Source organism: Pseudomonas sp. H11T01 (genome assembly GCF_048515765.1).
Classification (GTDB): Bacteria; Pseudomonadota; Gammaproteobacteria; order Pseudomonadales; family Pseudomonadaceae; genus Aquipseudomonas.
The window spans coordinates 182,611-198,928 of record NZ_JBLYED010000010.1; the positions used below are offsets into that span (position 1 = coordinate 182,611).

Annotated in this window: 16 protein-coding genes and 4 tRNA genes; 11 read left to right on the forward strand and 9 right to left on the reverse strand. The window is 57.8% G+C overall.

Annotated elements, in window-relative coordinates:
• The first annotated feature begins 108 nt into the window (after positions 1-108).
• The 5 genes from clpB (at position 109) to ACN1C3_RS15810 (ending at position 3,386) form a co-directional block, all read left to right on the forward strand.
• Entirely contained in the window at positions 109-2,673 is a 2,565-nt protein-coding gene (gene clpB, locus ACN1C3_RS15790; RefSeq protein ID WP_419116709.1) for an ATP-dependent chaperone ClpB, read from the forward strand.
• Between the two features lie 299 nt (positions 2,674-2,972).
• Positions 2,973-3,048, forward strand: a tRNA-Asn gene (locus ACN1C3_RS15795).
• Positions 3,049-3,057: 9 nt separating this feature from the next.
• A tRNA-Pro gene (locus tag ACN1C3_RS15800) sits at positions 3,058-3,134 on the forward strand.
• Between the two features lie 5 nt (positions 3,135-3,139).
• Positions 3,140-3,215: transfer RNA gene (locus ACN1C3_RS15805), tRNA-Lys, on the forward strand.
• Positions 3,216-3,309: 94 nt separating this feature from the next.
• Positions 3,310-3,386 (forward strand) — tRNA-Pro (locus tag ACN1C3_RS15810).
• Between the two features lie 150 nt (positions 3,387-3,536).
• Here the strand turns inward: ACN1C3_RS15810 and ACN1C3_RS15815 are convergent.
• The 4 genes from ACN1C3_RS15815 to ACN1C3_RS15830 all read right to left on the reverse strand — a co-directional run bounded on the left by ACN1C3_RS15815 (position 3,537) and on the right by ACN1C3_RS15830 (position 6,526).
• On the reverse strand, positions 3,537-3,944 hold the full coding sequence (locus ACN1C3_RS15815) for an EF-hand domain-containing protein (RefSeq protein ID WP_419116710.1): 408 nt from the start codon (positions 3,942-3,944) through the stop codon (positions 3,537-3,539).
• Between the two features lie 337 nt (positions 3,945-4,281).
• Positions 4,282-5,580 carry an NAD(P)/FAD-dependent oxidoreductase gene (locus ACN1C3_RS15820; RefSeq protein ID WP_419116711.1) on the reverse strand — a complete coding sequence of 433 codons (1,299 nt, stop codon included), beginning with the start codon at positions 5,578-5,580 and terminating at the stop codon, positions 4,282-4,284.
• 60 nt (positions 5,581-5,640) lie between these two features.
• A complete protein-coding gene (locus tag ACN1C3_RS15825) occupies positions 5,641-5,814 on the reverse strand; it encodes a DUF3094 family protein (RefSeq protein WP_419116712.1) in 174 nt (57 codons plus the stop codon).
• Positions 5,815-5,899: 85 nt separating this feature from the next.
• On the reverse strand, positions 5,900-6,526 hold the full coding sequence (locus ACN1C3_RS15830; RefSeq protein ID WP_419116713.1) for a DUF1780 domain-containing protein: 627 nt from the start codon (positions 6,524-6,526) through the stop codon (positions 5,900-5,902).
• Positions 6,527-6,774: 248 nt separating this feature from the next.
• Between ACN1C3_RS15830 and ACN1C3_RS15835 the strand changes: the two genes are divergently transcribed.
• The 3 genes from ACN1C3_RS15835 (at position 6,775) to ACN1C3_RS15845 (ending at position 10,814) form a co-directional block, all read left to right on the forward strand.
• Entirely contained in the window at positions 6,775-8,118 is a 1,344-nt protein-coding gene (locus ACN1C3_RS15835) for an aromatic acid/H+ symport family MFS transporter (RefSeq protein WP_419116714.1), read from the forward strand.
• 137 nt (positions 8,119-8,255) lie between these two features.
• Positions 8,256-9,467 carry a benzoate/H(+) symporter BenE family transporter gene (locus ACN1C3_RS15840; RefSeq protein WP_419116715.1) on the forward strand — a complete coding sequence of 404 codons (1,212 nt, stop codon included), beginning with the start codon at positions 8,256-8,258 and terminating at the stop codon, positions 9,465-9,467.
• A gap of 78 nt (positions 9,468-9,545) precedes the next feature.
• The gene (locus ACN1C3_RS15845) at positions 9,546-10,814 is read left to right on the forward strand and encodes an OprD family porin (protein ID WP_419116716.1); all 1,269 of its coding nucleotides are present in this window, start codon (positions 9,546-9,548) and stop codon (positions 10,812-10,814) included.
• Positions 10,815-10,930: 116 nt separating this feature from the next.
• Here ACN1C3_RS15845 and ACN1C3_RS15850 read toward each other — a convergent pair whose 3' ends face one another.
• The gene (locus ACN1C3_RS15850; protein WP_419116717.1) at positions 10,931-11,176 is read right to left on the reverse strand and encodes a DUF2790 domain-containing protein; all 246 of its coding nucleotides are present in this window, start codon (positions 11,174-11,176) and stop codon (positions 10,931-10,933) included.
• A 121-nt stretch (positions 11,177-11,297) separates the two neighbouring features.
• Between ACN1C3_RS15850 and ACN1C3_RS15855 the strand changes: the two genes are divergently transcribed.
• From ACN1C3_RS15855 to ACN1C3_RS15865, 3 genes are all read left to right on the forward strand, one after another.
• Positions 11,298-12,230: a LysR family transcriptional regulator gene (locus ACN1C3_RS15855; protein WP_419116718.1), complete on the forward strand. Its 933-nt coding sequence runs from the start codon at positions 11,298-11,300 to the stop codon at positions 12,228-12,230.
• A gap of 162 nt (positions 12,231-12,392) precedes the next feature.
• Entirely contained in the window at positions 12,393-13,085 is a 693-nt protein-coding gene (locus ACN1C3_RS15860; RefSeq protein ID WP_419116762.1) for an energy-coupling factor ABC transporter permease, read from the forward strand.
• Positions 13,086-13,180: 95 nt separating this feature from the next.
• Entirely contained in the window at positions 13,181-13,396 is a 216-nt protein-coding gene (locus ACN1C3_RS15865) for a hypothetical protein (protein ID WP_419116719.1), read from the forward strand.
• A gap of 8 nt (positions 13,397-13,404) precedes the next feature.
• On the opposite strand, the gene yacG is transcribed toward ACN1C3_RS15865, so the two are convergent.
• From yacG to ACN1C3_RS15885, 4 genes are read right to left on the reverse strand one after another with little or no spacing between them, the layout of a single operon-like run.
• Positions 13,405-13,608 (reverse strand): DNA gyrase inhibitor YacG, encoded by a 204-nt coding sequence (gene yacG / locus ACN1C3_RS15870; RefSeq protein WP_419116720.1) that lies wholly within the window; start codon positions 13,606-13,608, stop codon positions 13,405-13,407.
• A complete protein-coding gene (gene coaE, locus ACN1C3_RS15875; protein WP_419116721.1) occupies positions 13,605-14,228 on the reverse strand; it encodes a dephospho-CoA kinase in 624 nt (207 codons plus the stop codon). The genes yacG and coaE overlap by 4 nt, the downstream gene beginning before the upstream one ends.
• On the reverse strand, positions 14,225-15,097 hold the full coding sequence (locus ACN1C3_RS15880; RefSeq protein WP_419116722.1) for a prepilin peptidase: 873 nt from the start codon (positions 15,095-15,097) through the stop codon (positions 14,225-14,227). Before ACN1C3_RS15880 ends, coaE begins: the two co-directional genes overlap by 4 nt.
• Before the next feature lie 2 nt (positions 15,098-15,099).
• Complete coding sequence (locus ACN1C3_RS15885) at positions 15,100-16,317, reverse strand: type II secretion system F family protein (protein ID WP_419116723.1); 1,218 nt, start codon at positions 16,315-16,317, stop codon at positions 15,100-15,102.
• Position 16,318 lies beyond the last annotated feature (1 nt).

Consider the following 16,318-nt stretch of genomic DNA (forward strand, 5'->3'; position numbering starts at 1 on the left):
TGCGCCGCTTGAATCTTCCAGAATCGACCGCATCTAGTGAGGTATCTGGCAGGTTTCTTCATTTAGGTGTGTCCATCGCTCCGGCCTGCTCAACTAGGAAGGTGACCCATGCGTATAGACCGTTTAACCAGCAAGTTACAGTTAGCTTTATCTGATGCCCAGTCACTGGCAGTCGGCCTTGATCATCCGGGCATTGAGCCAGCGCACCTGATGCAGGCTCTGCTTGAACAACAGGGTGGTTCGATCAAACCCCTGTTGATGCAGGTAGGCTTTGACGTCACCAGCTTGCGCAAAGAGCTGACCAAAGAGCTCGACCATCTGCCAAAAATCCAGAACCCCACTGGCGACGTGAACATGTCGCAGGATCTGGCGCGCCTGCTCAACCAGGCAGATCGCCTGGCCCAGCAGAAAGGTGACCAATTCATTTCCAGCGAGCTGGTGCTGCTCGCCGCCATGGACGAGAACAGCAAACTCGGCAAATTGCTGCTGGGGCAGGGCGTCAGCAAGAAAGCCCTGGAGAACGCGATCAACAACCTGCGCGGTGGTGAGGCGGTCAATGACCCCAACCACGAAGAGTCGCGCCAGGCCCTGGACAAATACACCGTCGACCTGACCAAGCGCGCCGAGGAAGGCAAGCTTGACCCGGTGATCGGCCGTGACGACGAAATTCGCCGGACCATCCAGGTGCTGCAACGCCGCACCAAGAACAACCCGGTGCTGATCGGCGAGCCTGGCGTGGGTAAAACCGCCATCGCCGAAGGCCTGGCGCAACGGATCATCAACGGTGAGGTGCCGGATGGCCTGAAAGGCAAGCGCCTGCTCTCACTGGACATGGGGTCGCTGATCGCCGGTGCCAAGTTCCGTGGTGAGTTCGAAGAACGCATGAAGTCGTTGCTCAATGAGCTGTCGAAGCAGGAAGGGCAGATCATTCTGTTCATCGACGAACTGCACACCATGGTCGGCGCCGGTAAGGGCGAAGGCTCGATGGATGCTGGCAATATGCTCAAGCCGGCTCTGGCACGAGGTGAGCTGCATTGCGTTGGCGCGACCACCCTCAATGAGTACCGTCAATATATAGAGAAGGACGCGGCGCTCGAGCGGCGTTTCCAGAAGGTTTTGGTAGACGAGCCGAGCGAAGAAGACACCATTGCCATTCTGCGCGGCTTGAAAGAGCGTTATGAGGTCCACCACAAGGTGGCGATCACCGACGGCGCGATCATCGCAGCGGCCAAGCTGAGTCATCGCTACATCACGGATCGCCAGCTGCCGGACAAGGCCATTGACCTGATCGACGAAGCGGCCAGCCGCATTCGTATGGAAATCGACTCCAAGCCAGAAGTGCTTGATCGTCTGGAGCGGCGTTTGATTCAACTGAAGGTTGAAGCCCAGGCACTGAAGAAAGAAGACGACGAAGCGGCGAAGAAGCGTCTTGAAAAGCTGCAGGAAGAAATTGCCCGGCACGAGCGTGAGTATTCGGATCTGGAAGAAATCTGGACCTCGGAAAAAGCCGAAGTACAGGGCTCGGCGCAGATCCAGCAGAAAATCGAACAGTCCCGTCAGGAACTGGAAACTGCGCGCCGCAAAGGCGACCTCAATCGCATGGCTGAGCTGCAATACGGGGTGATCCCCGACCTGGAGCGCAGCTTGCAGATGGTCGATCAGCACGGCAAAAGCGAAAATCAGTTGCTGCGCAGCAAGGTGACCGAAGAAGAGATCGCCGAAGTCGTTTCGAAGTGGACCGGTATTCCTGTGTCGAAAATGCTCGAAGGCGAGCGCGACAAACTGTTGAAGATGGAAAGCTTGTTGCACCAGCGCGTTATTGGTCAGAACGAGGCCGTGGTGGCGGTAGCCAACGCGGTGCGGCGTTCCCGTGCGGGGTTGTCCGATCCGAATCGCCCAAGTGGTTCGTTCATGTTCCTGGGCCCTACCGGTGTGGGTAAAACCGAGCTGTGCAAGGCACTGGCTGAATTCCTCTTTGATACTGAAGAGGCCATGGTGCGGATCGATATGTCCGAGTTCATGGAGAAACACTCGGTGGCGCGTCTGATTGGTGCTCCACCGGGCTACGTGGGCTACGAGGAGGGCGGTTACCTGACTGAGGCGGTGCGTCGCAAGCCTTACTCGGTGATCCTCCTGGACGAGGTCGAGAAGGCCCATCCGGACGTGTTTAACGTGCTGCTGCAAGTCCTGGAAGATGGCCGATTGACTGACAGCCACGGGCGGACCGTGGATTTCCGCAATACGGTGATCGTGATGACCTCCAACCTGGGGTCCGTGCAGATTCAGGAGTTGGTGGGGGATCGTGAAGCGCAGCGGGCTGCGGTGATGGATGCGGTATCCAGTCACTTCCGTCCGGAGTTCATCAACCGGATCGATGAAGTAGTGATCTTCGAGCCTCTGGCCCGGGATCAGATTGCCGGCATCACCGAAATCCAGCTGGGTCGTCTGCGCAGCCGTCTGGCTGAGCGCGATCTGAAGCTGGAGCTGAACAGCGACGCGCTGGATAAGTTGATCGCGGTAGGTTACGACCCGGTCTACGGCGCACGGCCGCTCAAACGGGCGATCCAGCGCTGGATCGAGAACCCGTTGGCGCAGTTGATCCTGTCTGGGCAATTTATGCCCGGGACCACTGTGAAGGGGACTGTAGAAAGCGACGAAATCGTGTTCGCCTGATCGTTTACTACGTTGCTATAGAAGAGGCCTCGCACTGCGAGGCCTTTTTTTTTCGATAGGGCGTTGAACTGTAAGGCAAAGGCTTGTAAAGTGCGCCCCGCAGTATGTCAGCCCAAGGGTTTCTTCTCCCCAAGAAGAAATCTGAAACAAGACGCAAATCATTGTCTTGAAAGCAATTTAAAGGGTTGACAGGGGTTTTTAAAATTGTAGAATAGCGCGCCTCAGACACACGAACGCAGCGATGCGAACGGGTCGAAGAGAGCGAAGTAGCGGTAAATGTTGTAATTGAAATATGTAGTTCCGTGATAGCTCAGTCGGTAGAGCAAATGACTGTTAATCATTGGGTCCCAGGTTCGAGTCCTGGTCACGGAGCCAATTTCAAGCCGGGGTATAGCGCAGTCCGGTAGCGCGCCTGCTTTGGGAGCAGGATGTCAGGAGTTCGAATCCCCTTACCCCGACCATTTTTGGGTCGTTAGCTCAGTTGGTAGAGCAGTTGGCTTTTAACCAATTGGTCGTAGGTTCGAATCCCACACGACCCACCATTTTTGATACCAGTTCGCTGGGATTAAATCTTAAGATCCAAGGCCAAAAGCCTGGATCGCAGAAGGCGCCTTTTAAAGGGTGCCTTTTTTTTACCGGGGTATAGCGCAGTCCGGTAGCGCGCCTGCTTTGGGAGCAGGATGTCAGGAGTTCGAATCCCCTTACCCCGACCATATTAAAAATCCTCGTATCGAAAGATACGGGGATTTTTTTTGTCTGCCGACTTTTTGTCTGCCGACTTTTTGTTTGCCGAAACATGCAAAAAAAAGCCCTGCTTCTCGGTGGGGGCGAGAGGCAGGGCGTGGGTTGCGTTGCTTTAGGTCTTAGCTTTTGTCTTGCAGGTGCTCGAACAAGTTATTTGGCATTTTTTTGCCATTGGCTTCGTAGGTAGATTTCACGTTATCAAAAGCCTCTTGTTCCGAGATTTGACCATCGTGGTTGACGTCGATCTTGTCGAAGTCGGCAGCGTGCGTGGGTGCAACTTTCAAGAATTCCGCACGGGACACCTGGCCATCGCCGTCGGTGTCAGTCTTGGCCATCGATGCATCACCGCACTTGCCTTCGCCACATTTGCCTTCAGGCGTCTTCACGACCTGTTCGGCCGACGCCAGCATGTAGCCTTGGGTCAGGGGCTGCGAGGCAAACACGGAGCCGGACAACATCATGCCACCGGCCAGGACAGCGCCGAGCAGGCCAATGGTGTTTTTGCTGAGAGTAGTGGTACGGGACATTACATTCTCCTGGGTTGCACGACACAACCGCTCGATAAAGGACACCGCGTGAGTGCGGTGGTAACCGAAGCAGGCGGGGCCTTGCTCGGGTGTGGCCATTTAGCGGGGGCGGTGTATCGCTACTGTGTCGTGCACGGGGGGAGTTTGTAAGCGAAGGGTTGAATTGGGGGCGGGGATACAGTGAGACACAGTTAGTCGGGGCAATGAAAATCAAATGTGGGCGCGGGCTTGCTCGCGATACAGGCGACGCGGTCATTCAGATACACCGCGCCGATGCAATCGCGAGCAAGCCCGCTCCCACACTGGACCGAGTTGTTTCAGGTCCAGCATTGGACCTTTAATGCAGCTTCAAGCGCGGCTCAGTCCCGCGTCCGATCTTGCTGCCAAGCATCAACATCGCCGTGCGGAACGCCCCGTACAGCGCCATCTGGTGCATGCGGTACAGCGACACATAGAACATCCGCGCCAGCCACCCCTCCAGCATCACGCTGCCAGTCAGATTGCCCATCAAGTTGCCCACAGCCGAAAAACGCGACAGCGAGATCAGTGAGCCGTAATCGGTGTAGCGGTACTCGGGTAATGTCTGGCCTTCGATGCGCAGTTTCAGCGATTTGGCCAGCAGTGAAGCCTGCTGATGCGCAGCTTGTGCCCGTGGCGGCACGTTGCGATCAGTCCCCGGCTGCGGGCAGGCCGCGCAATCACCGAAGGCGAAGATATTCTCATCGCGGGTGGTTTGCAGGGTTGGGAGTACGTGTAGCTGATTGATACGATTGGTCTCCAGGCCGGCAATATCCTTGAGGAATCCTGGCGCACGAATCCCGGCAGCCCAGACTTTCAGGCTGGCAGCAATCACCTGGCCGCTGCTGGTGATCAGGCTGTCAGCGGTGACTTCACTGACCGCCGCATTGGTCAGCACTGTGACCCCGAGCTTTTCCAGGGTTTTATGCACCGGGCCACCGATACGCTCCGGCAGGGCTGGCAATACCCGTGGGCCGGCTTCGATCAAGGTGATATGCATGTTTTCCGGTTTGATTCGGCCAAGACCATAAGCTGCCAGTTCATGGGCGGCGTTATGCAGCTCGGCTGCCAGTTCAACGCCCGTGGCGCCGGCACCAACAATAGCCACGCTGATCTGTTCGACCGCGTCGGTTTGCCCGGCGTGGGCGCGCAGGTAGTGATTGAGCAATTGCTGATGGAAACGCTCGGCCTGTTTGCGGGTGTCGAGGAACAGGCAGTGCTGCGCGGCGCCTTGGGTGCCGAAGTCGTTGGTGGTACTGCCGACGGCAATCACCAGCGAGTCGTAGGCCAGCTCACGGGCAGGAACTAGCTCTTCGCCTTTTTCGTCCAGTGTCGCCGCGAGCTGGATTTTCTTCTGTTCGCGATCAAGCCCGCTCATACTTCCTAGCTGGAACTCGAAGTGGTTCCATTTTGCCTGGGCAACATAATTGAGTTCGTCTTCAGAAGAGTTCAGAGAACCGGCTGCGACTTCGTGCAACAGCGGTTTCCAAATGTGGGTCAGGTTCGCGTCGACCAGTACCACGCTGGCCGTACCACGCTTACCCAGGGTCTTACCCAGACGGGTAGCCAACTCCAGGCCGCCGGCGCCGCCGCCAACGATGACAATACGATGGGTCATAGGGATATCTCGCAAGGCTAAAAGAAATCGGTGCAGTTATCCGAGCGAGCGCCACGCAGCTCATAGCGTCAGATAACTCAAAAGTCGGCTCAGCAGGCCCAAACCAATTGTCACTGCCAATACCACCAGGAGGAGCATCCAGGGCCGGAATGGCCGGCGCTCGACTCGGTGCTGGGACAGTTGCAGGTACTCTTCGACATGCTTTTGATCGTCGGGGTTCAGGCGGCTGGTCATAAAGGCCTCGTCAGGTAGACGTTGCGAAATGTGTAGAAGCTACACGGATTCATCCGGCGCTGACGGAGCATAGCCGCTCGCGGGCTCACAGGCTGATACCAACGTCAAAGACGATGCTGCGTCCCAGGTTATTGCGCAGAAAATCGGGGGCTTCCGGGTGGGCGAACAGCACGCGGGCGAAGGTCGGACCCACCAGCGACAGCGAACGCCAACCCTGGCGCAAGTATTCGGTGGGCGGCGGGAAATGGCTGTTGAGGTCGAGCACTTCACGCTTGAGGCTGGCAAAGGCAATGATGTCCAGCTCGCCCAGGTCCATGCCGCGCTCTTTGTAGTTGTGAGCTTTTTTGCGCAAGGTCGGCGCCAATCGCAGCAAGAACTCGTTGGCGGGAATGCGTCGGGGTTTGGCTTCGCGGCGCACCAGTTGGCTCAATGAAAAGGCGCTGCGACGGCGTTGCAGCTCGTCGCGCCATTCATCGTTCAAGCGTCGACCTTCATCGAGCACGAAGAACACCTCGAAACTCGCGTCACGAAACAACACGTCCGGTGGTTCGCCGGCGGGAGCGAATTCGTCGGCACGATAGGGAATGTTCAGGCCTTGCAGCAGGCGCTGGCAGACCCAACGCTCACGCTCCCATTTGCGGGCATTGGACAGGAACGCGTTGGCTTGCTCGGCCGCGATGGTGAGCAGGCGCAAATAATCTGAGTCATCCATACGCCAAGCTTAGCGTCCAAATGTGATCCGAAAGAAGAACTTCTCTCGCACAAGAGTAAAGGCTGTCATGCCTTTGATGCGAGCTATTGGACCTTGGGCACCCTGAAGTCACCTCTGCACAAAACGGATAGCGATCTGCACAGGGCGGATATTGCGTTCCTTTTCGCCTCCATAACCTCACATGGCCTCAACAAAAACGATGGAGTTCTCGTCCGCCGTTCTAAAAACAACAACAAGAGACAGATGCCATGCGCAATATCGACGTACATGAGGTTATCGACAACGCCCGCTTCAACCGCTTCCACTGGATGGTGTTGTTCTGGTGTGCCCTGATCATCATCTTCGATGGCTACGACTTGGTGATCTACGGCGTGGTTCTGCCGATGCTGATGAAGGAGTGGGGGCTGAGCCCTGTTGAAGCGGGTGCGTTGGGCAGTTATGCGTTGTTCGGCATGATGTTCGGGGCGCTGTTTTTCGGTCCGCTCTCGGACAAGATCGGCCGAAAAAAAGCCATCACTATTTGCGTCATGCTCTTCAGTGGTTTCACCGTGCTCAATGGTTTTGCCAGTAGTCCCACGGAGTTTGGTATTTGCCGTTTCATTGCCGGGCTCGGCATTGGCGGTGTGATGCCCAATGTGGTGGCGCTGATGAATGAATACGCGCCGAAAAAAATCCGCAGCACGCTGGTGGCCATCATGTTCAGCGGTTACTCGGTGGGTGGCATGCTCTCCGCCGGGCTGGGCATTGTGCTGATCCCCAACTTCGGTTGGCAGGCGGTGTTTTATGTAGCGGCGCTGCCGTTGCTGCTGTTGCCACTGATCATGTACTTCCTGCCCGAGTCGGTGGGTTTCATGCTGCGCCAGGGGCGTAATGAAGAGGCACGCAAGGTCCTCGAACGGATCGACCCGGGTTATGTGGCACAGGCCACTGATCATTTGCACATGGCGCAAGTAATAGGCATTGGCACTCCGGTTCTGCAACTGTTCCGCGAAGGGCGTGCGATGCGCACGCTGATGCTCTGGGCGGCATTTTTCTGCTGCCTGCTGATGGTCTACGCCTTGAGTTCCTGGCTGCCGAAGCTGATGGCCAATGCCGGCTACAGCCTGGGTTCAAGTCTGTCCTTCCTGCTGGTACTCAATTTCGGCGCGATCTTCGGTGCGATAGGCGGCGGGGTATTGGGCGATAAACATAATCTGCCGCGGGTACTGGCGGTGTTTTTCACCCTTGCCGCCGTGTCGATCACCTTGCTCGGTTTCAAGAGCCCGACGCCCGTGCTGTACCTGCTGATCGCCATTGCCGGCGCCACCACCATCGGATCGCAAATTCTGCTGTATGCCTGTGCTGCGCAGTTTTACTCCATGAGCATTCGTTCCACCGGCCTGGGCTGGGCCTCAGGCATTGGTCGCAACGGTGCCATCGTCGGCCCACTGCTAGGCGGCGCTCTGCTGGGTATCAACCTGCCGCTGCAGCTCAACTTCATGGCCTTCGCCGTGCCGGGCGCCATCGCCGCCATCGCCATGACCTTGTTCGCCATCAGCAGTCAGCGCTCCGCCAATGGCGTTGCGTCGGCGCTGGAGACAACCGGGGCCTGAATCAAAAACAAGCCTGAGGACTGGAGGAGCGGCGTTCTGCCGTGCCTCCGGTCGCTCCTGAACAAATCGATTTTCCCCTGACAAGAGCATCCGGGCCGCGCGCCATGGATGCCTGATGAGCCTTGCGATGAGGTCCCATGAAAGCGTTATTCCACGACTTTTCCCTGTCCGCCGCGGTCGCCGGGTTTATCGCCACGGTGATTTCCTATGCAGGTCCCTTGGTGATCATTTTTCAGGCTGCCGAAACCGCCCATCTATCCCGTGAAGTGCTGTCGTCCTGGGTGTGGGCCATTTCCATTGGCAGTGCATTGCTTGGCATAGGCCTGAGCCTGCGTTATCGGGCTCCGGTGATCATCGCCTGGTCGGCACCCGGTTCAGCACTGCTGGTGGCACTCCTGCCGGGTATTTCCATGAACGAGGCAGTGGGCGCCTATCTGATCAGCAGTCTGATCATTTTTCTGGTCGGGGTATCAGGGGCTTTCGACCGCATCATCAGCAAGCTGCCAGCGGCGATCGCCGCGGCGATGCTGGCGGGCATTCTGTTCAGCTTTGGTACCGGGTTGTTTGTTTCCTTGCAGAGCAAGCCGCTACTGGTTCTGACGATGTTCGTCACCTATCTGGTGTGCAAGCGTGTGATACCGCGTTACGCGGTGTTGGTGGTGCTACTGGTCGGTTGCTCCATCGCCTTGCTCGCGGGCGATTTGCATCGCGAGGCGCTGGTGATCGGTCTGGCCACACCGATGTGGATCACGCCGCATTTCAGCCTGAGCGCAGCCCTGAATATCGCCTTGCCACTGGTGATGGTGGCACTGACCGGTCAGTTCGTGCCGGGCATGGCGGTGCTGCGTGCCAGCGGTTATGCCACGCCGGCCAGCCCCATCATCGCCAGCAGCGCGTTGGGCACTGCGCTATTGGCACCCTTCGGTTGCCATGGTCTGAACCTGGCGGCCATTACCGCCGCCATCTGCACCGGGCGTGAAGCTCATGAAGATCCCGGAAAACGTTATATCGCCGGGGTAGTGGGTGGCCTCTGCTACCTGCTGCTGGGCATCTTCGGCGCCACGTTGGTCTCACTGTTTTCCGCCTTTCCCAAAGAGCTGATAGCGGCCTTGGCCGGGCTAGCACTGTTCGCCGCGATTGCCGGCAGCCTGGCTGGCGCCATGGCGGTACCGAATGACCGCGAGGCGGCGCTGGTGACCTTTCTCACCACGGCATCGGGTATGTCCCTGTTCGGTTTGTCCGCGGCCTTTTGGGGGCTGATTTTCGGCATGGCCACGCACCTGTTGCTGAGTGCCCGGCGACCCGCCCCCGTTACTCAGGCAGCCAGCGGCCAGGAGGTGGCGCGCTGACGTCCATCACACCCGTATCGAAACTCGGTGCGGGTGGAGCACTGCAACCTGTCGATTAATAACAATAAGAGCAAAACGATGAAACAGACTTTTCCAGCAACTCGTTCAGTGTTGTCCCTGGCGCTCGCCTTGAGTTTTTCCAGCGGCCTGATGGCCGCCGAGGGCGGTTTCATCGAGGACGCCAGTGCCACCTTGCAGGCACGCAATTACTACTTCAGCCGCGATTTTTCCGACATCGTCGGGGCCAACAAACAGTCGAAGGCCGAAGAGTGGGCGCAAGGTTTTATCCTCAATTTCAAGTCGGGTTATACCCAAGGGCCAATCGGGGTAGGTGTGGACGCTTTAGGGCTAATGGGCATCAAGCTCGACAGCAGCCCGGACCGGGCCAACACCGGGCTGTTGCCGGTGCAGAGCGATGGTCGTGCGCCGAATGAGTACAGCCGTCTGGAGGCTGCACTGAAGCTGCGTTACTCGAAGACCGAACTGCGGGTCGGTGAGTTGCAACCCAATCTTCCGGTGCTGGCCTTCAGCGATATCCGGCTGCTACCCCCCAGCTATCAGGGTGTGAGCATCAGCTCCGCCGAGATCAATGGCCTGACCTTGCAGGGCGGTCATTTGAGTTCAACCAGCCTGCGTAACGAGGCCGGTGACGAAAAAATGCAGGCGATGCTCGGTCATGTGCCGCAACGCCAGGTCAGCAGTGATGGCTTCAACTATGCCGGTGCAGATTACGCCTTCAATGACAAACGCACGTCAGTCAGTGCCTGGTATGGGCAACTGGAAGATATCTATAACCAGCGCTTCCTTGGCCTCAAACACAGCGAACCGTTCGGTGATTGGACCTTGGGCGCGAACCTGGGTTACTACGACTCCAAAGAGGACGGGAAAAAGCTGCTGGGCACGATCGATAACCGGACGTTTTTCTCCTTGCTGTCGGCCAAACACGGTGGCCATACCTTCTACCTCGGTTATCAGGGAATGTATGGCGATAGCGCCTTCCCACGGGTATTCGCCAACATCACACCGCTGGGCAACGAGGTACCGACCTACGAGTTCGCCTTCACCGATGAGCGTTCCTGGCAAGTGCGTTACGACTACGACTATGCGGCCCTGGGGTTGCCCGGTCTGACGAGCACGGTGCGTTACATCACGGGCAATAACGTCGATACCGGCAAGGGCTTCGAAGGCAAGGATCGCGAGCGCGATCTCGATCTCGGCTACGTGGTACAGAGCGGAACCCTGAAGGGGCTTGGGGTGCGGGTGCGCAACGCCATGGCGCGTTCCAACTACCGCAGCGATATCGACGAGAACCGGCTGATCCTCAGTTACACCTGGACGCTGCTTTGATCGGCATGGAGGCTCATATGGCACGCAAAGTCTGGGCGGGACTGCTGTTGATGATTGCAGGCGTGAGCGCTGTGGTGTTGGCCTGGTGTCGCGTGAGCCGTGCTGCCCGGGTTTGATCAAGCGTTACCCGAGCAGCCGCCCATTACCTGATAAACCAGGCGATGGGTTTCACCCTGGTGATCGACATACACCATAGTCGCTGGCACCAGTTCGCAGGCGTTTGCAGTGGGTGTTACCGATATCACCTTGGCGATATCGAGCGGCTGCGCGGGGTTGTACTGAGTCGCCGGGATTTGTTCGTTGCCGGCCGCGATGGCCGAGGTGGCGATGACTGCCAGAAACAGACTGATCAACGTTTTCATTTCATTTTTCTCCGTGGTGATCCTGATGTCTAAAGTCTATTCCTCGCCTGTTTTGGATAAAGAGCGGTTCGCTTGATGCAGCCTTACATGAAACGCAACAGTTGCTGCGCCTGGAGGGCTTATGGACCTGCTCAATAGCTTGCGGGTGTTCGTCCGCGTGGTGGACAGCGGCAGTTTTACCGCAGCCGCGCAGGCGCTCGACTTGTCGACTGCGCAAGTTTCGCGGTTGGTAGCCGACCTGGAGCAGCACGTGCAAGCGCGCCTGCTGCAACGCACCACCCGGCGACTGGTATTGACCGAAGCCGGCGAACGATTTCTGTTGCGTGGTCGGCAGATACTCGAGGAAATGAACGAGGCCACCGCTGAAGCCCGCGGCGCCCATCTCAAACCCAGTGGTCGGCTACGGGTACACAGCATGAACGGCCTGGGCGTGTTGATCACGCCGCTGATCGCTCGATATGGAGAGCTCTACCCCGACGTGGTGTTCGAGCTGACCCTGTCGCAGCGCAATCCAGACCCGTTGGAAGAAGGCCATGATGTAGTCATCTCGATTGCTCAGGAATTAGCCGATACGCAATTTGTCGCACAGTCCATCGGACAGATTTACAGCGTGCCGTGTGCCTCCAGGGATTACCTGGAACGCCATGGCGTGCCCGGCAACCCTTTGGACCTCAATGAGCATCGCTGTCTGCGAATGCTCGACCCTTTGTACAGTGATGAATGGGTATTTCACGACGAGCAGGGCGAGCATCGCGTCATCCCCGGCAAGACCTTTCAGTGCAATGTCGCTGAGTCCATGGTCAAAGCCTCTGAGGCCGGTATGGGCATCAGTCTGCTGCCGTTCTATACCGCGACGCGGCCGATGAACGAAGGCAAGTTGCTGCGCCTGCTGGCGGCCTATCGTCTACGGGAGCGCAATGTCTATGCGCTCTACCCATCACGGCGCTTTCTCGATGCCAAAGTCAGGACCTGGGTTGATTTTCTCAAGGCCGAGTTGCCCAAACTGTTCGCCGAACATGAGAGCGCTTTAAAAGATCCACGGCACTGGGCCTGATGGTTTTAAGAGCGGCGAGCGTTGAGCGAAGGGGGTGAAAAGGGCGGTGTAGACTGGTTACTTGTGACATCGAGCCCTGTTGCGCAAGGAGTCTGAAGTGAAGGTTTGGTCAGTGATGTTATTGAGTCTTGTGCCGAAGTGGGCGCCGGAGAAGGTCCAGCGATGATCAGTGCCGCGGTGCTGTCGCCGGAAACCCTCACGGTCGGCTGGCTGATCTATGTGCCGGTGCTGGTCTGGGCGATTGCGCGCGCGCCGTGGGTCGAGCTGTTCACCGACAGCCGTCGTCAGCACCTGCTGTTCGGTACGGTGTTCACGCTGTTTGTGCTGTGGCTGGTGCGGCAGGACTTCGATACTGGTGTGTCCTATCACCTCATCGGCATGACAGCGGTGACCTTGCTGCTGGACTGGCCATTGGCAATTGTCGGCGGCCTGGTGGCGCAACTCGGGCTGGTGGCTCTGGGTCGTCAGGATTTGGCGGCGGTCGGGGTCAATGGCGCTTTACTGATAGTGCTGCCAGTGCTGATCACCGAATGCTGCGCGATCCTCGTGGAGCGGGCGCAGCCACGTAATCCCTTTGTGTATATCTTTTGTTCCGGCTTTTTTGCGGCGGCGCTTTCGGCGTTGTTGTGTCTGTTGCTGGCGCTTGGCTTGCTGTGGTTCGACGGGCGTTTTGCCATGCCGGAATGGCTGGAGGACTTTGTGGGCTATCTGTGGCTGATCATTTTCCCCGAGGCCTTCATCAACGGCATGATCGTCAGTGCGTTGGTAGTGTTCTGCCCCGAGTGGCTGGAGACCTTCAATCGCACGCGCTACCTATCTGCACCGTGGAAGGACGATGAGCCGCCGCGATCTTGATCCGCGATCTTGATCGGTAGTGAGGACCTTGATCCACATCAAGGTCTCAAATCATGAGGCCCTGCATGCTTTGGGAAATCTTCAGGAGCATGGTCATGAGTGTCTACGAATGGGCAAGGCAGGAACTGCGTCAGAGTCTGGATGCGGCGCAAGAAGTGGGTTTTGACCCGGGTTTGAGTCTGCGCGCCTTACTCAGTGCGGTGGTGCAGCAGAGCAAGGGCGTACGCAGTGTCGAGGATCTGGCGGATGAATTGCAGTATCTGGCCGAGAACCTCGACGACGGGCAGGATTACGGTTTTATGCGGCCGTGATTTTTTAATTAGTGCCTACGAGGATCGAAGTCCTCGGAGAACATCTCGTCTTCGGCATCCGGGCTGACGGGGATCTTGTGCTCTTCAGACGCCCAGGCGCCCAGGTCGATCAGTTTGCAGCGGTCCGAGCAGAACGGCCGGTTGGGATTGGTTGCGCTCCATTCCACAGGGGCGCCGCAGGTTGGGCATTCGACGGTCAAGGGTTGGCTCATGACTGGCCTCCACGCAAAGTAAGATAAAAGTGATGCAAGCGTTCGACCTCGCTATGTAACCAGTTTAGATCGCGGTCATTGACCAGCACATCGTTGGCATGACGCAAGCGTTCTTCACGGCTGGCCTGGACTTTGAGAATCGCCTGGACCTGTTGCTCGCTGGTCTGGTCGCGCAGTAGGGTTCGCTCGATTTGCAGTTGCTCTGGCGCATCGATTACCAGGATGCGTTGAGTCTGTGCGTACTGCCCGGACTCGATCAACAGCGGCGAGACCAGAATCGCGTATGGCGACTGAGCCTTGGCCAAATGACTGGCGATCTCCTGTCCGATCAGTGGGTGCAACAGGGACTCGAGCCAGCGCCGCTCTTCAGGCACTTCAAAGATCAGCTTGCGCAGCGCCGCGCGATCCAGTTGACCGTCTGCCTGAAGCACGCCTGCACCGAAGTGCTCCGCGATCTTCGCCAGTGCCGGACGCCCTGGCTCGACCACCCAGCGGGCGGCATGATCGGCATCGACCAAGTGCACACCGAGGTCGATGAAGTGCTGGGCAGCGGCGCTTTTTCCGCTACCGATTCCGCCGGTCAGACCAAGAATCCAGGGTTTGAGATCAGAGGTATTCATTTGAAACCGACAAGCTGCAAATAGGAGTCGGTTATTTGACCACCCCAGAGCAACGCAATCCAGCCGGCAATCGCCAGATAAGGGCCGAAAGGGATGGGCGTCGAGGTTTGTGCGTTACGCACACGCAACCAAATCAGCCCGAGCACGGCGCCGATCAGGGAGGACAGCAGGATCGTCAGCGGCAGAATTTGCCAGCCCCCCCAGGCACCGAGCATCGCCAGGAGCTTGAAGTCACCAAAGCCCATGCCGTCCTTGCCAGTGAGCAACTTGAACAGCCAATACACCGACCACAGGCTCATGTAACCGGCCACTGCGCCCCACAACGCGTCATGCAAGGGCACGAACAGACCGAAGCTGTTGACGATCAACCCCAGCCAGAGCAACGGCAGCACCAGTACATCTGGCAGCAGCTGATGATCGGCATCGATCAGGCTCATCGCCAGCAAGCCCCAACTCAAGATCACCACCAGCCCCGCCTGCCAGCCAAAACCGAAATGCCAGGCAACGAAGGCCGTGAGCAGGCCACAGGCCAGTTCGGTGATCGGGTAGCGCTTGCTGATCGGTGCCTTGCACTTCGAACAGCGGCCTCTGAGCAGCAGATAGCTGAGGACCGGGATATTTTCCCAGGCGCGGATCGGGTGAGCGCAGTGCGGACAATGAGAGTGCGGCAGTAAGAGGTTGTAGGTCGGGACCGACTGCTCTGGCGGTAAACCCAGCACATCGTGAGCCTCTACCCGCCATTCGCGTTCGAGCATCTTTGGCAGGCGCCAGACCAACACATTGAGGAAGCTGCCGACAATCAGGCCAAGGGCCAGCGCCGATAAAACAAAGGCCAGCGGATAGCTGATCAAAAAATCACTCAAGGACATGTTCAGATCGCAGAGCCAAGTTGGAAGATGGGCAGGTACATGGCAACCACCAGACCGCCGACGACGACGCCAAGAATCACCATGATGAATGGCTCCATCAGGCTGGTCAGGTTGTCGACCATATTGTCGACTTCGCCCTCATAGTAAGTCGCGACCTTTTCCAGCATATCGTCCAGCACACCGGATTCTTCTCCGATGGCGGTCATCTGGATCGCCATGTTCGGGAAGATCCCGGAGCTGCGCATGGAAAAATTCAGCTGCATGCCGGTCGAAACATCCTGCTTGATACGGTTGACCGCGTTCCTGAAGACGATATTGCCGGTGGCGCCGGCCACCGAGTCCAGGGCTTCCACCAGGGGTACACCGGCAGCAAAGGTGGTGGACAGCGTACGGGCATAGCGGGCCACGGATGATTTGTACATCAGCGAGCCGACCAGCGGCAGTTTCAGCAGGCTGATGTCCAGCCAGTCGCGAAAGCGTTGAGAGCGTTTGCGTGCGTGGCGGAAACCGAACACGGCGGCGGCGATACCGATCAGTATCAGCCACCACCACTCCTGCATGAATTCGGAGAGGGCGATGACCATCAGGGTGAAGGCCGGGAGGTCCGCGCCAAAACCGGAAAATACCGTCTTGAACTGTGGGACCACTTTGACCAGCAGAATGCCGGCCACGATGATCGCGACGAAGATCACCGCCAAGGGATAAGTCATGGCCTTCTTGATCTTGGCTTTGAGGCTTTCGCTCTTTTCTTTGTAGGTCGCCACCCGCTCCAGCAAGGTTTCCAGGGCACCAGCTTGTTCACCGGCGTCCACCAGATTGCAGTACAGGTCATCGAAATACTGCGGCTTTTTACGCAACGCAGCGGCGAAGCTGTTACCGGCCGCGACTTCCTGTTTTATCTCGTCCACCAGCTTGCGCATGTTCGGGTTATCGAACCCCTCGCCGATGATGTCGAAGGACTGAAGCAACGGCACCCCGGCTTTCATCATGGTCGCCATCTGGCGGGTGAACAGGGCGATATCGAGGGGTTTTATGCGTTTGCCGACGCTGAATAGCGGGACGCTTTTCTTGCGTACCTTGCCCGGCGTAATACCTTGTTTGCGCAATTGCGCCTTGATCAGCGCCGGGCTATGACCGTTTAATTCGCCGGTCATTTTGGTGCCTTTCTTATCGGTGCCTTCCCAAGCGTAAACACTGACTTTGACTGCTTTGACCGCCATC